At 62.0% G+C, this 12,935-nt stretch carries 14 protein-coding genes; 8 read left to right on the top strand and 6 right to left on the bottom strand.

Annotated elements, in window-relative coordinates:
- The coding region (locus AC1D2L_RS23950) for an integrase core domain-containing protein (RefSeq protein ID WP_476847684.1) at positions 1 to 187 on the top strand (187 nt) is incomplete at its 5' end.
- Between the two features lie 248 nt (positions 188 to 435).
- Here the strand turns inward: AC1D2L_RS23950 and AC1D2L_RS23945 are convergent.
- From AC1D2L_RS23945 to AC1D2L_RS23935, 3 genes are all read right to left on the bottom strand, one after another.
- Positions 436 to 726 (bottom strand): hypothetical protein, encoded by a 291-nt coding sequence (locus tag AC1D2L_RS23945; RefSeq protein ID WP_476848409.1) that lies wholly within the window; start codon positions 724 to 726, stop codon positions 436 to 438.
- Positions 727 to 1,079: 353 nt separating this feature from the next.
- Positions 1,080 to 1,832 (bottom strand): DUF72 domain-containing protein, encoded by a 753-nt coding sequence (locus AC1D2L_RS23940; RefSeq protein WP_476848408.1) that lies wholly within the window; start codon positions 1,830 to 1,832, stop codon positions 1,080 to 1,082.
- 118 nt (positions 1,833 to 1,950) lie between these two features.
- The gene (locus AC1D2L_RS23935) at positions 1,951 to 3,120 is read right to left on the bottom strand and encodes a zinc-dependent alcohol dehydrogenase (RefSeq protein ID WP_476848407.1); all 1,170 of its coding nucleotides are present in this window, start codon (positions 3,118 to 3,120) and stop codon (positions 1,951 to 1,953) included.
- Positions 3,121 to 3,335: 215 nt separating this feature from the next.
- On the opposite strand from AC1D2L_RS23935, the gene AC1D2L_RS23930 reads away from it, so the two are divergent.
- Positions 3,336 to 3,647, top strand: a complete 312-nt coding sequence (locus AC1D2L_RS23930; RefSeq protein WP_476848406.1) for a hypothetical protein — start codon at positions 3,336 to 3,338, stop codon at positions 3,645 to 3,647.
- A gap of 757 nt (positions 3,648 to 4,404) precedes the next feature.
- On the opposite strand, the gene AC1D2L_RS23925 is transcribed toward AC1D2L_RS23930, so the two are convergent.
- Positions 4,405 to 5,262, bottom strand: a complete 858-nt coding sequence (locus tag AC1D2L_RS23925) for an SDR family oxidoreductase (protein WP_476848405.1) — start codon at positions 5,260 to 5,262, stop codon at positions 4,405 to 4,407.
- Between the two features lie 361 nt (positions 5,263 to 5,623).
- On the opposite strand from AC1D2L_RS23925, the gene AC1D2L_RS23920 reads away from it, so the two are divergent.
- The 3 genes from AC1D2L_RS23920 to AC1D2L_RS23910 all read left to right on the top strand — a co-directional run bounded on the left by AC1D2L_RS23920 (position 5,624) and on the right by AC1D2L_RS23910 (position 8,794).
- On the top strand, positions 5,624 to 7,417 hold the full coding sequence (locus tag AC1D2L_RS23920) for a thiamine pyrophosphate-requiring protein (RefSeq protein ID WP_476848404.1): 1,794 nt from the start codon (positions 5,624 to 5,626) through the stop codon (positions 7,415 to 7,417).
- A gap of 91 nt (positions 7,418 to 7,508) precedes the next feature.
- Positions 7,509 to 8,141: a DUF6766 family protein gene (locus AC1D2L_RS23915; RefSeq protein ID WP_476848403.1), complete on the top strand. Its 633-nt coding sequence runs from the start codon at positions 7,509 to 7,511 to the stop codon at positions 8,139 to 8,141.
- 68 nt (positions 8,142 to 8,209) lie between these two features.
- On the top strand, positions 8,210 to 8,794 hold the full coding sequence (locus AC1D2L_RS23910; protein ID WP_476848402.1) for a DNA-3-methyladenine glycosylase: 585 nt from the start codon (positions 8,210 to 8,212) through the stop codon (positions 8,792 to 8,794).
- 308 nt (positions 8,795 to 9,102) lie between these two features.
- Here AC1D2L_RS23910 and AC1D2L_RS23905 read toward each other — a convergent pair whose 3' ends face one another.
- Together AC1D2L_RS23905 and AC1D2L_RS23900 are read right to left on the bottom strand one after the other, a co-directional pair.
- On the bottom strand, positions 9,103 to 9,669 hold the full coding sequence (locus tag AC1D2L_RS23905) for a hypothetical protein (protein ID WP_476848401.1): 567 nt from the start codon (positions 9,667 to 9,669) through the stop codon (positions 9,103 to 9,105).
- Positions 9,670 to 9,705: 36 nt separating this feature from the next.
- Positions 9,706 to 10,005, bottom strand: a complete 300-nt coding sequence (locus AC1D2L_RS23900) for a PepSY domain-containing protein (RefSeq protein WP_476848400.1) — start codon at positions 10,003 to 10,005, stop codon at positions 9,706 to 9,708.
- A 155-nt stretch (positions 10,006 to 10,160) separates the two neighbouring features.
- On the opposite strand from AC1D2L_RS23900, the gene AC1D2L_RS23895 reads away from it, so the two are divergent.
- The 3 genes from AC1D2L_RS23895 to AC1D2L_RS23885 all read left to right on the top strand — a co-directional run bounded on the left by AC1D2L_RS23895 (position 10,161) and on the right by AC1D2L_RS23885 (position 12,935).
- Positions 10,161 to 10,661 carry a YciE/YciF ferroxidase family protein gene (locus AC1D2L_RS23895; RefSeq protein ID WP_476848399.1) on the top strand — a complete coding sequence of 167 codons (501 nt, stop codon included), beginning with the start codon at positions 10,161 to 10,163 and terminating at the stop codon, positions 10,659 to 10,661.
- 691 nt (positions 10,662 to 11,352) lie between these two features.
- Positions 11,353 to 11,988, top strand: coding sequence for an aldehyde dehydrogenase iron-sulfur subunit PaoA (gene paoA, locus AC1D2L_RS23890; protein WP_476848398.1), 636 nt, complete (start codon positions 11,353 to 11,355; stop codon positions 11,986 to 11,988).
- On the top strand, positions 11,985 to 12,935 hold the full coding sequence (locus AC1D2L_RS23885; protein WP_476848397.1) for an FAD binding domain-containing protein: 951 nt from the start codon (positions 11,985 to 11,987) through the stop codon (positions 12,933 to 12,935). The genes paoA and AC1D2L_RS23885 overlap by 4 nt, the downstream gene beginning before the upstream one ends.

Genomic DNA, 12,935 nt, shown 5'->3' with positions numbered 1-12,935 from the left:
CATCTGGAAATCCGTCAAATACGAGGAGGTCTACCTGCGAGCCTACGCCAGCGTGTCCGACGCGCGCGCCTCGATCGGCCGGTATCTCGCCTTCTACAACGGCAGGAGACCTCATCAGAGCCTGGCACGGCAGACGCCCGATCAGGTCTACTTCAACCCGCTGCAGCCAATCCCGGTTGCAGCATAACAAGGGCCGAAATCCACCTAACCACAGCCCGCAAACTGTTCAGACAAACCGAGCCAGCTCTGATCAGGCTTGCGTAAACACCCCCGACACGGAGCGCGAGCATAGCGCGGACCGCATCCAGTCCGTACCCGAACGCGAAGACGAGGATCAGGCCGGCGGCCGCCGTCAATCCGTAGATGAGTGCTTGCCGCTGGAGGAAGGACTTCACCTGGGCCATCAGGTATGTGAAGCCTGCGCCGATCATCCCCCTAGCGCGCCGACAGGATGCCGAGGATGACCCCGGCCGCGGCCGCCCAGCCAAGCGCCCTCAGTGGGCGTTCGCGAATCTCTTCTGCCAGCATGTCCTGGAGATCGGTCGCGCGGCGCTCAACAATCTCGATCGCGCCGTCCGCGTCGATACCGGCGGTCTTGAGCTTCTGCGAGACCTGGTTGGCCATGTCCTTGGCGCTTGCCGCGATGTCACCACCCACGCCTTCCTGGTCGGTCGGCTGGTTCTCGACTTCCGACAGCTTCTTGAAGCCGATCTGTTCATTGTCCACGGGAAGTCTCCGGGCAGTGTTTCTATCTGCCGGCTGAACGCGATGCTGTTCTTTTAAGTTCCGCTCGCATTCCTTTCGGGGATCCGACATGAAATGTCGGCAGGTAAGGCGAGCTCCCTATCTTGATATTTGCGATCGGTCCCAGCCGCGGGGTCGAAGTCATTGGGCGGTCGCTCTACCCGCAGATTCGGGTGGCGAGCGTGCCTCGACCCTCACCAAAACAAAGTCATGCAATGAGAGAGCGCGGGTCCCACGAGGAATGGCCTGTCCTCAGACCGACGCTCACCGCTTCGGGCCAAAGCGTTCAATCCACGGCGCCGGGACACGGAAGTGCTGCGGAAATCTTTTACGGATCATTTGCGTCTGTCCTGCCCGACCATGTTCATGAGATCGAGCGCATCGCCGGTCGCTGCAGAAAACGCAGTGTTGTCTAGGATGCACCAGGCGACAGGCGCCGCACGGTCGGCTATCGCATTGGCTAGTGATCTCAGCCGATCGTTCGAATAGGGCGACCGGTAAATCGCCGGAGAGCCGTGCAACCGCGTATAGGAAAGCTCGGGCGACCCGCCGGGTTTATCCGCGTCCGCCGCCAGCGGCGGATCGGCCGCAACCCTTGAAATCCTCTGCCTCTGGAGCAGTTCATCTACGCTGGGCAGAAACCAGGACGGATGCCGCGGTTCCAGTGCCAAATTACCGTCAATGCGGGTTCTAAGCACGGTCAGGAAGCGATCGGCTTCCTTCATGTCGAACGCCCGCTTGGGAGGAAGCTGGATCAGGATTGGCCCGAGCTTCGGGCCGAGACCGGCGATATCATCGCGAAACGCGTCGAGTTCCGCGGCTATATCGATCCAGTCGGAGTGCGTGACCGACCTGGGGGCCTTTGCCGAGAATCGAAAGTGGTCCGGCACCGAGGCGGCCCAGCGTTCATAAGTCGATCTGCGATGGTGGCGATAGAACGAGGTGTCAATTTCGACGACCGGAAAGACCGAGGCATATCTTTCCAGATGGCTTCCACCCGTCGGAAAGCTTTCGGCGTCGATTTTTGGAATGCTCCAGCCCGCTGTGCCGATGAGGATCTTTCCTAGAGCTCGGTTCGCATCGGCCATGAATACGGAGCCCCTGTAACAGCGTGCGATGCGGTGGAGTGAAGCTCGTTTGAGGGTTATTCAAAGTGCGGTGGTCGAAAGGGCGCACCTACAGGCGCGCCCTTGACCGTCTTGCGGCTTACGGTCTCAGCACGACCTTGATCACGCCGTCTTCCTTGTCCCGGAACTTCTTGTACATTTCGGGCGCGTCTTCGAGGCTGGCTGGGTGGGTTATGACGAAGCTGGGATCGATCTCGCCAGCTTCGATTTTGGCGAGTAACGGCTTGGTATAAGCCTGGACGTGGGTCTGCCCCATCTTGAACGTGAGACCCTTGTTCATTGCCGCGCCGATCGGGATCTTGTCACCCATTCCGACATAGACGCCGGGGATAGAGATCGTTCCGCCCTTGCGACAGCACATGATCGCCTGCCGCAGAACGTGGACCCGATCGGTCGCCAAAAACGCGGCAGCTTTCACCTTATCGAGGATGGCATCCGCCGCACCATGCCCGGATGCCTCGCATCCAACTGCATCGATACAGCTATCTGGCCCTCTGCCCTTCGTCATGACCATCAGCTCGTCATAGATGTCGACCTTGCTGAAGTTTAGCGTCTCCGCTCCGCCGGCCTCGGCCATGGCCAAACGCTCCGGGACCTCGTCGATTGCGATGACGCGGCCTGCGCCCATCATGATGGCCGAGCGGATCGCGAACTGGCCGACGGGGCCGCAACCCCAAATCGCTACGGTATCGCCGTTCTGGATCTGTGCGTTCTCCGCTGCCATGTAACCCGTCGGGAAAATGTCGGAGAGGAAGAGCGCCTGTTCGTCGCTGACGCTGTCGGGCACCTTGATCGGACCGATATCGGCCATGGGGACGCGCAGATATTCAGCCTGGCCGCCGCTGTAGCCACCCATCATGTGGCTGAAGCCGAACAATCCCGCCGGAGACTGGCCCATCGCTTTTGCTGCCATCTCGGCATTCGGGTTTGTTCGATCGCACGCCGAGAACATGCCCTTTCGGCAGAACCAGCAATCACCGCAGCTGATTGTGAACGGGACGACGACCCTGTCGCCGACCTTGAGGTTGGTCACCTCCGATCCAAGCTCCATCACGACGCCCATGTTCTCATGGCCGAGGATGTCGCCGCTTTCCATCGTCGGCTGATAGCCATCGAGAAGATGCAAGTCCGAGCCGCAAATCGCGCAGCAAGTGATCTTGATGACCGCGTCGCGGGGATGCTCGATCTTGGGGTCGGGTACTGTATCGACGCGCACGTCGCCCTTGCCGTGCCAGCACAGCGCTCTCATGGGGTCTTCCTTGTTCTTGAGGCCCCCACCTGCTTGGCGCAACGCAGTGTGTGCTCGGCCGTTCCCAAGCAATCTATCTTTTAAGTCTCGAGATGGACTGTGGCTTTGGAGGGTGAACACGCTCGGCGACCATTCCGGGACAATCCCTTACCGTCATACCCCGAGAGCTTCCGGAACAAAGGCCTCATTCGGCCCTTTTCCCTTCAGGAGGCATCATGTCGATTAAGCCATTGAATTCCGCCGCAGCATCGAATGCGCAGGAGCCAGACGCTCTCAACAACGTACGCGTCCCCGACCATGACAAAAACAATTTCCGCCCGGGCATGGAAGAACGGGTGTTTCGAACGGGACGACACTACGCTCTCGATCTTGCGAAGCATTATGCAGACCAGGACTGGATCGCACGCCTGATGGAAATCAGCGGGCGCGGCCGGGACGAAACCGAATGGCATTTGCAGGAGGACATGGTGCCTCCCGACGATATCAGGCAGGCCTGCGAAACCCTGCTCGTATCTGTGATCAAATAATACGGCCGTAGTTTCCTTAACTCAGACTGAAAGGTCGATTTATGACCCGCGAGAAATGTCCTCCAGCTGACGCGGCTGGTCAGTATGGCGACACGCAGGCGTCTCCCAATCCAAGCGGCGTCGTTAGCGCAAACCCCACTGTTCTTTCGGGCGATGGGGACGCAACGTCGGGCAACGGACACGGGCGAGACCAAGACGGCAACCGAGAGCCGAACAACAAATCCGCCAACACGAAGGGGCAAGATCTTCCGTTCGCCGGCACGCCAAACGGAGCGAAAGTCCGGGATTGAGCGGCGCAATTTCCAATCCTGGTATGGCACTCGTTCGCAGCAAAAAATGCTCATCGTGGATTTGATGGACACTAGCGCGATACCGCTCAACTAGTCGGATGTGTATGCCCGATGACGGGTTATGCATCCCCTATTTTAGCCGAGTCGATATGGAACTCGTACCGAAGGGCGGGGCCGAGCTCATTCCGCGTTCGAGATCTTCGCCTTTATCTTCGACGATGCCAGCGTCATGGTCAGGATGAAAGCCGCCATAATCAGACAGATTCCGTTGGTCAGGTAAGCGGCCATTCGCCCTTCATATGGCCGTAGATCAGCCATTGCAGGAAGCCAATGGTCGCCAGTGTGTAAATCGGGGCAGAAAGCGAGGACGTGTTGCGTGTATTCCCGATCCGCCAGGCCTGGGTGACCGTCGAGCAGGCGCTACGCAGCCGATCACGGTTACCCATTGCATTGGCGAGCAGCCGTCTTCACAGGATGGGTTTGCCTCCGGTCACCGCTATTGTGGCGCTGGAGACATAGCTGAATAGCGGGTCGGCCAGCATCACAAAGGCCGTGGCGAGTTCCGCCGGCTGTCCGGGACGCTTCATCGGCACTTGATTGCCGAAATTCGAGACCCGCTCGGCATTCATCGTCGAGGGAATGAGCGGCGTCCAGATCGGCCCAGGGGCGACTGAATTCGCCCGGATGTCTTTCTCGGCGAGGAGCTGCGCCAGCCCAGCGGTGAAGTTCTGGATCGCTCCCTTGGTCGTGGCGTAGGCAAGCAGAGTTGGGTTCGGCATGTCCGAGTTCACCGAAGCGGTGTTGATGATCGCACTGCCTGCGGGCATGTGCGGCACTGCCGCCTTGGTCAGGTAGAACATCGCGTGGATGTTGACCCTGAAGGTTAGCTCCCACTCTTCGTCCGAAATCTCGCCGATGTCGTCGAAGGTCGCCTGATGAGCGGCGTTGTTGACAAGGATGTCGATCCCGCCGAGCTCCGTCATCGCGATCTCTACGATCCCGCGACAGTGGGCCGCCGACTGGATGTCCCCGGGGACTAGGACCGCCTTGCGGCCAGCCTCCTCGACCCAGCGCTTCGTCTCAGCCGCATCGTCCTCCTCATCAAGATACGAGATCAGAATATCGGCGCCTTCTCTGGCATAAGCGATCGTAGCTGCGCGACCGATGCCGCTGTCGCCGCCCGTGACGATGGCCCGTTTGCCCGCGAGACGGCCTGAGCCCCTGTATGAGGTCTCGCCATGATCGGGACGAGGCTCCATCTGGTCAGTTGAGCCCGGCATCGCTTGCTGCTGATGAGGAAACGGCGGCTTCGGGTATTCGGTCATGGGTTTACCTTTGAAGGATCGGGTGAGAGAGGGATCTTCGGTCGACCGCCGCTTTTCCCGGGCCTAGTCCCCAGCCGAGAGCTTGGCGGGCGAAGCCACGGTCACTGCTGCTCTAGGTCTCTCATTTCAGGAATGGAACCGGAGGGCTGGGGTGTTGATGAGCCAACCCCTGAAGGTCATCGTCGTTCCGCTCCTTTTCGCGAAATGACCGGAAGGGCGCCGGGACGGGAACATGGCGGCACGGCCCTCGTTCCCTCTCCACGAACCCTTCGGTCTCGGGCGCTGATCGCTTCCTGCGTCGAATCCAGGAGCGCTGGCTGGAGAGAGGCGAGCGGATCCTTCCTCATCTTCGGACATCATCATGGCCCGCACCGTCTCCGACTTCATTTGGACGCGTCTTCACGACTGGGGCGTGAAACGCGTCTACGGCTATCCGGGTGATGGCATCGGCGGCCTGATCGCGGCCTTGCAACGACGCGAAGACGACATCGAATTCGTTCAGGTCAGGCATGAGGAAGCCGCGAGCCTGATGGCATCGGGCGAAACCCGATTTACGGGCGAAGTCGGCGTCTGCATCGCTACCTCGGGACCCGGCGCGGTCCACCTGCTCAACGGTCTTTACGATGCGCGCCTCGATCACCGCCCCGTGGTCGCCATCGTCGGTCAGCAGGCGCGCTCGGCCATCGGTTCGCACTACCAGCAAGATCTCGACCTGCAATCGCTTTTTAAGGATGTCGCCGGCGCCTATGTCGAAACGGCCTCGGTACCGCAGCAGGTGCCTCATTTGATCGATCGCGCCTTCCGGATCGCCGTCGCCGAGCGCCGCGTCACCTGCGTGATCCTGCCCAACGATCTCCAGCTCGAGGAGATGGTGGAGCCATCACACGAACACGGCATGACGCATTCGGGCGTTGGGATCGAATTGACGCCCGTGGTTCCTGCTGCGACGGCTCTCCAGCGTGCGGCAAACGTGCTCAATGCGGGCGAGAAGGTCGCCATCCTGGTCGGTGCCGGCGCGATCAATGCGACCGACGCGGTGCTCGCCACGGCGGAGAAGCTGAAGGCGGGAATTGCCAAGGCCCTCCTGGGCAAGGCCGCGGTGCCCGACGACGTCTCGTTCTGCACGGGTTCGATCGGTCTGCTCGGGACGAAAGCGAGCTGGGACCTGATGCAGGGCTGCGATACCCTGCTGATGATCGGGTCAGGCTTCCCCTACACGGAATTCCTTCCGAAGCCAGGACAGGCGCGCGGCGTCCAGATCGATATCGATCCGGGCATGCTAGGACTGCGCTATCCGATGGAGGTCAACCTGATCGGAGACGCTGCCGCCACGCTCGAGGCCCTTCTGCCGTTGCTCAAGCCGAAGGACACCGGCGATTGGCGGGCGACTATCGAGGCCAATGTCAGCGATGGCTGGCAGGAGGTAGCCGATAGCGCAATGGTCGATGCCTCGCCGATTAACCCGCAGCGCGTCGCCTCCGAACTATCCGAGCGCTTGCCGGAACGCTGCATCGTCACCGCCGACAGCGGCACGACGACGGTCTGGTATGCCCGGCATCTGCGCTTCCGACGTGGCATGATGGGCTCGGTGTCGGGCACGTTGGCGACGATGGGCTGCGCCATTCCCTACGCCGTCGCGGCGAAGTTCGCGCATCCGGATCGTCCGGCCATCGCCCTCGTCGGCGACGGCGCGATGCAGATGAACGGCATCACCGAATTGGTGACAATCGCGAAGTACTGGAAGCGTTGGGCCGATCCGCGGCTCGTCATCATGGTGCTGAATAATCGGGAACTCGCCTATGTGACATGGGAAGAGCGGATCCAGGCCGGCGACCCGAAATGGCCTGCAAGCCAGGAGCTGCCGGATCTGCCCTATGCAGAGATCGCTAAACTGATGGGACTTGCCGGAAGGCGGGTCGAGGATCCCGAACAGGTCGGGCCGGCATGGGACGAGGCACTCGCGTCCGATCGTCCTTTCGTCCTCGACATGGTGACAGACCCGAACGTTCCACCATTGCCGCCGCACATCACCTTCGCTCAGGCACGCGGTCTCGCAGGCGCCCTGACCGGAGGCGATCCTGATGCCGGGAGCGTCATCGCGAATACGGCACGCTCACTGCTCGGCTCACTGCTGCCGACGCTGAACAGCCGGTGAAGTGGTGGTCGAGATCGACATGCCTCGCCTCTCCGCGCAGATCACGCCGCGATCCCTAGGGCATTTCTGGTTCCGATAGGTGGGAAACCCGATGAGTCGGTTCGTAAGACACAACGGTCTGACCCTGGCGCTGCTTGGGATGTTCCTGGCCTCGCTGGGCGGTATGGCCCTCACAGGCTTCGCCTCGCATAACGAGGAGCTCGTTCAGCATGGGCGACAGGCACTGCCTCTCGGTGCTTACCTGACGAGCGGACCTTTCCTCTCGGCCCTCTTTGAGAACTGGGAAAGCGAGTTCCTACAGATGGCGACCTATGTCGTCCTGACCGCGATGCTTTTCCAGCGGGGGTCGGCGGAGTCCCGCGATCCCGACGCGCCGGGGCGTGAAAACGATGAGCTGGTATGGCGCGCGCAACAGCCAAAGCTCGCGTGGCTCTATGAGCATTCGCTGGGGCTCGCGCTCGCCGGTCTTTTCATCGCCTCTTTCGCGCTCCACTGGTGGTTTACCGCCATTGCCGCGAACCAGGAAGCGACGCTCCACGGCCGCGAACTCAAGACGATGCTCGGCTATCTGACGGATGCCCAGCTCTGGTTCGAATCCTTTCAGAACTGGCAGTCCGAATTCCTATCCACGGCTGTCCTGGTCGTGCTGTCGATCTTCCTGCGTCAGCGTGGATCGCCTGAGTCCAAGCCGGTGGCGGCCGATCATTCCGAGACGGGAGCCTGAGATTGCAGGTTCGCGGTTTGATGAGCCGGGTTCGATATCGTTCCCTCTTCGCAGCCGGATGAGACCCAATGGCCGATCATGTCATGCTCGACCTTCCGCCGCTCGCGGACAGCTTCTATCGGAGGCCAGTGGCATTGGTGGCGCGAGACCTGATCGGCGCGACACTCCTGTTCAACGGTGCGGGCGGACTGATCGTCGAAACCGAGGCCTATGACCATGAGGATCCGGCGTCGCATAGCGTCAAGGGGCCGAATTCCCGAAACCGAAGCATGTTTGGCCCACCCGGTCACGCCTACGTCTATCGCTCCTACGGACTTTACTGGTGCCTGAACGTCGTTTGCGGCTCGACACCAGGCGCCGCCGTCCTCATTCGTGCAATCAAGCCACTGGTTGGTATTGCGGAGATGAAAATCCGCAGAGGCGACCTGCTCGAGCGGCAACTCTGCTCCGGTCCTGGTCGCCTTTGCGCTGCTTTGGGGATTGACGGTAGCTTGGATGGTCATGACCTGGGCCACCCACCGTTCTCGATGTCGTCAGGACCGCCGACTGCCGAGGTCCTGATCGGAACGCGCATCGGCATATCGCGAGCATCGGATGTTCCGTGGCGTTTCGGCCTCGCCGGCTCGGCGTTTCTCAGTCGGCCGTTCCGATAAAGAAAAACGCTAGGGAGCGTCGCGACGACACACTATCATCAGGAGTGAAGGTGACTCGGTTCTCGGCGCAGATGATACCGGTCGGCTCGAAGCCACCGTCTAGAAGGGACTGGCGATCCTAGAAGCAGGTGCCGTCGGCGGCGCGGATCGAGCGGGGCGTCATATCCGTTCCTTACTCAAAACGGGCATCGCGGAAAGCATCGCCCGCTTCTCATCGTAGCGTTTCGTAGGTTCCGTGCTGGCGGAGATTGCCATGAAAATGGCCCCCGGATTTCTCCGGAGGCCTCGTTGTCAGGAAGCGCTATTGGTCAGATGACCGGAGGAGTCATGCGGCCAAAGGCGGTCGCCTCGCGATCGTAGGGATCGGCGTTCTCGTCGAAGCGCGACCAGCCTTCCTTGCGATACTCGGCAGTGCGCGCGGTCCGATCGACCGGTGTCGCGCCATCGAGGATCGCCTCGACGTTCAGCACCTGATCGGGCTCCGCACGGACGGAGACGACGGAGCCGCCGCGACGGACGGTCTCGGCGTAATAGTTCGCCTCGTCCTCGTCGTGGCCTTCCTTGATGAAGGAGCCAACCAGGCCACCAGCGGCGGCACCGGCAACGGCACCGGCTGCGGTGGCTGCAAGCCAACCTGCGGCCACCACGGGACCGACGCCGGGAATGGCCAGCATGCCCAAACCGGCAAGCAGACCGGCGGCGCCACCGACGCCTGCGCCAATCCCAGCGCCTTCCTCGGCGTTGCTCTCACCGGTGTCGCCGCCACGGCCGACGATGCTGACGTTGCTGCTGGAGATGCCGGCTACCTCTAGCTGCTCGACGACCGAGCGGGCGGTTTCGTAGTTGTCGTAAGACCGGGTGATGGTGCGGGTCATGTGCGTCTCCAAAGGTCGAGGTGAGAGGGGCAAACGTCAGTTCTTGACGATGTTGCCGCGGTAATCGACGGAGACGTTGACCGAGGCGCCGGCGTTGGTCGCCTTGCCCTTCCAGACGCCGTTGTCGTCCTTCTTGAGGCCGGTGACGTTGGTGTAGCCGTTGGCCTCCAGGCGGCTCTTGGCCTGGCCCTCGGTGAAGCTGTTGGCGCCCGGCAGCGGGGCATTGGCATCCGCCGGGGCGGTCGGGGCGGGCTTCGGCGAGGTGGTAGCGGTCTGGGCCATGGCGCCGAAGGAGGTCGCCGTTGCGATCAAGGAAGCGATGATCAGCTTTTTCATGGTGGTCTCCCAAGGATTTGCGGACTGGCCGCGATGCCTAGGAGAACGGCAATTTGCCTGATTCTGTTCCATTCCAATTCAAGGCCGCGTGCGCGGAACTGGAATGGTTCTCCCCCGTTGCAGCGGTATCCAGCCAAGCTAAAGGAGAGCGAACCATGGCAGAGCCCAAAGCCCTCGACGACATGTTCCACGACATGCTCAAGGACGTCTATTACGCGGAGAAGCAGGTCCTGAAGGCCCTGCCGAAGATGGCCAAGGCGGCGAAGTCGCCCGAGCTCAAAAAGGCGTTCGAGACCCACAAGGCCGAGACGCAGGAGCACGTCGAGCGCCTCGGCGAGGTCTTCGAACTGATCGGCAAGTCGCCGCGCGCCAAGACCTGCGACGCCATCCTCGGCATCCTCAAGGAAGGCGAGGCCGTCATCGAGGACTACGGAGATAGCCCTGCCCTCGACGCCGGCCTCGTCGCCTCCGCACAGGCCGTCGAGCACTATGAGATCACGCGCTACGGCACCCTGAAGGCCTGGGCCCAGCAGCTCGGCCACAAGGATGCAGTGAAGCTCCTCGACGCAACGCTGTCGGAAGAGAGCAAGACGGACGATCTCCTGACGAAGATCAGCGCCTCGACAAACAAAACGGCGATCGCCAAGGCGGCCTGATCACTACGGCATGAGGAAGGCTCGCCGAGCGGCACTCGGCGGGCCTTTTCCTTGCGCGGGGTGGGTGCCGGTGAAACGAAAAACGGGCCGCCTCTCGGCAACCCGTTCCCCGTATTCCTGCGTCGGAAGGTCAGACCTTGTCGACGACCTTCTTCACGGCGTCCTTGCCGTTGCCGAGAGCCTGCTGAGATTTCGGGGACGGCACCACCGAGGTCGTCACGCTGTCCTGGTGGACGTCGATCGAGGCGATCCCGGCGCTCGCCGGCGAGGACCATACGAGCCTCGGCGGGATACGCCGGGGCTTTTTCTTGTGGGGTTCAGGCCCAGGCCTCCGCGCTGTTCGCCTTAATGGCCGCCTCGATCGCTGCGCCCTCGCGATCAGTAAATTTTGTCAGTATTCTTGACGCCGCTCGTCCGGCACAGCGTGTAGCTGTCATTGCCGCGTGTACACGCCTGTCAGCTGTCAAGCCTCGCCATCGGAGATCTCTTCTAGCTGCCTGGTCTTCAGGGCGTCGCGAAATGGAGTGAGCTTTGTCTCAAAACCTAATCGCTTATGCTTTTGGAACGTTTCCAAACTCTCAGCCGTTGGGGAGGCAGGCATCCGCGCAGCGCGGCATCGCGACGACGGATCTTCATCAGGATCGTTGATCAGCGCGACGTCGCTGCAAGCGTCACGAAATCGGAAGTTAGCATGAAGATTCCCAGTGATTTGGCGTCGACACGCCGCGACGTGCTAATAGGCACGGCAGCCGCGGTGGCGACCACGTCGTCTTCGTCACGACTGGTGGCGCAAGCCCTCAACGATCTCGCCCCAGTCATCTTGCGCGTCTCATTCGAGGTGAACGGCGCCCAGCGCGAGCTTAGCCTCGATGCGCGGACGACGCTGCTCGACGCGCTCCGCGAGCATTTTCATCTGACCGGCACCAAAAAGGGCTGCGATCACGGCCAGTGCGGCGCCTGCACGGTGATCGTCGATGGCCGGCGGATCAATTCTTGTCTGGCGCTCGCCGTGATGCACGACGGTGACAAGGTCACCACGATCGAGGGCCTCGGCACCCCTGACCACCTACACCCAATGCAGGCTGCCTTCGTCAAGCATGACGGCTTCCAGTGCGGCTACTGCACGCCCGGTCAAATCTGTTCGGCCGTCGCTGTGATCGACGAGATCAAGGCCGGCGTCCCCAGCCATGTCAGTGTCGATCTAAACGCCGCACCCGAAGCCTCTGAGGCGGAAATCCGCGAGCGCATGAGCGGCAACATCTGCCGCTGCGGCGCCTATCCCAACATTGTCGCTGCCATCACCGAAGTCTCCGGGAGGAAGGCATGAAATCCTTCACCTACCAACGCGCCACCACGCCGAGAGAAGCCGCATCCGGGGCCACGCGCGGCCCCGGCGCCCGCTTCATCGCCGGCGGGACCAATCTGCTCGACCTGATGAAGCTCGAGGTCGAGACGCCGCGGCACCTGATCGACGTTAACGGCCTGGCACTCGGCACCATCGAGCCCACCCCGGACGGCGGCCTGAGGATCGGCGCGCTCGTTAGCAACACCGATCTTGCCGCCGATGCCCGTATCCGGCGCGACTATGGACTGCTCTCCCGTGCGCTGCTGTCTGGCGCTTCGGGCCAACTCCGCAACAAGGCAACAACGGCCGGCAACCTGCTGCAGCGCACCCGCTGCCCGTATTTCTATGACACCAATCAGGCCTGCAACAAGCGCCAGCCGGGCAGCGGCTGCGCGGCCATCGGCGGCTACAGCCGGCAACTGGCAATCGTCGGCGTGAGCGATGCCTGCATCGCCACCCATCCCAGCGACATGGCTGTGGCGATGCGCGCGCTCGATGCCCAGATCGAGACGGTAAAGCCCGACGGCGCGACGCGACGGATACCGATCGCCGAGTTATACCTAGCCCCGGGCGACACCCCCCATATCGAGACGACGCTTGCGGCCGGCGAACTTGTTACGGCCGTAACGCTGCCCAAGCCGGTTGGCGGCAAGCATATCTACAAGAAGGTGCGCGACCGCGCCTCCTACGCCTTCGCGCTGATCTCGGTTGGCGCGATCGTCCAAACGGACGGCTCCGGACGCGTGGCGCTGGGCGGCGTCGCCCACAAGCCGTGGCGTATCGAGGCCGCCGAGGATCGTCTGCCTACTGGCGCCAAAGCCGTGACGGATCACCTGCTGGCGAATGCCAGGCCCACCGAAGACAACGCATTCAAGCTGCTGCTGGTCGAGCGCACTCTCGCGGCCGTACTTGTCGAAGCAAGGGCCTGA

Source organism: Allobosea sp. P1_B10, assembly GCF_056406735.1.
Note: the sequence above shows the minus strand (reverse complement) of the source record. Positions and strands in the feature narration are given on the sequence as shown.

Bases quoted from the DNA above. Each gene is read 5' to 3' on its own strand.
- AC1D2L_RS23940 (WP_476848408.1), bottom strand. From the start codon at position 1,832: ATGGCCGATGCGAACCGAGCTCTAGGAAAGATCCTCATCGGCACAGCG.
- AC1D2L_RS23935 (WP_476848407.1), bottom strand. From the start codon at position 3,120: ATGAGAGCGCTGTGCTGGCACGGCAAGGGCGACGTGCGCGTCGATACA.
- AC1D2L_RS23930 (WP_476848406.1), top strand. From the start codon at position 3,336: ATGTCGATTAAGCCATTGAATTCCGCCGCAGCATCGAATGCGCAGGAG.
- AC1D2L_RS23925 (WP_476848405.1), bottom strand. From the start codon at position 5,262: ATGACCGAATACCCGAAGCCGCCGTTTCCTCATCAGCAGCAAGCGATG.
- AC1D2L_RS23920 (WP_476848404.1), top strand. From the start codon at position 5,624: ATGGCCCGCACCGTCTCCGACTTCATTTGGACGCGTCTTCACGACTGG.
- AC1D2L_RS23915 (WP_476848403.1), top strand. From the start codon at position 7,509: ATGAGTCGGTTCGTAAGACACAACGGTCTGACCCTGGCGCTGCTTGGG.
- AC1D2L_RS23910 (WP_476848402.1), top strand. From the start codon at position 8,210: ATGGCCGATCATGTCATGCTCGACCTTCCGCCGCTCGCGGACAGCTTC.
- AC1D2L_RS23905 (WP_476848401.1), bottom strand. From the start codon at position 9,669: ATGACCCGCACCATCACCCGGTCTTACGACAACTACGAAACCGCCCGC.
- AC1D2L_RS23900 (WP_476848400.1), bottom strand. From the start codon at position 10,005: ATGAAAAAGCTGATCATCGCTTCCTTGATCGCAACGGCGACCTCCTTC.
- AC1D2L_RS23895 (WP_476848399.1), top strand. From the start codon at position 10,161: ATGGCAGAGCCCAAAGCCCTCGACGACATGTTCCACGACATGCTCAAG.
- paoA (WP_476848398.1), top strand. From the start codon at position 11,353: ATGAAGATTCCCAGTGATTTGGCGTCGACACGCCGCGACGTGCTAATA.
- AC1D2L_RS23885 (WP_476848397.1), top strand. From the start codon at position 11,985: ATGAAATCCTTCACCTACCAACGCGCCACCACGCCGAGAGAAGCCGCA.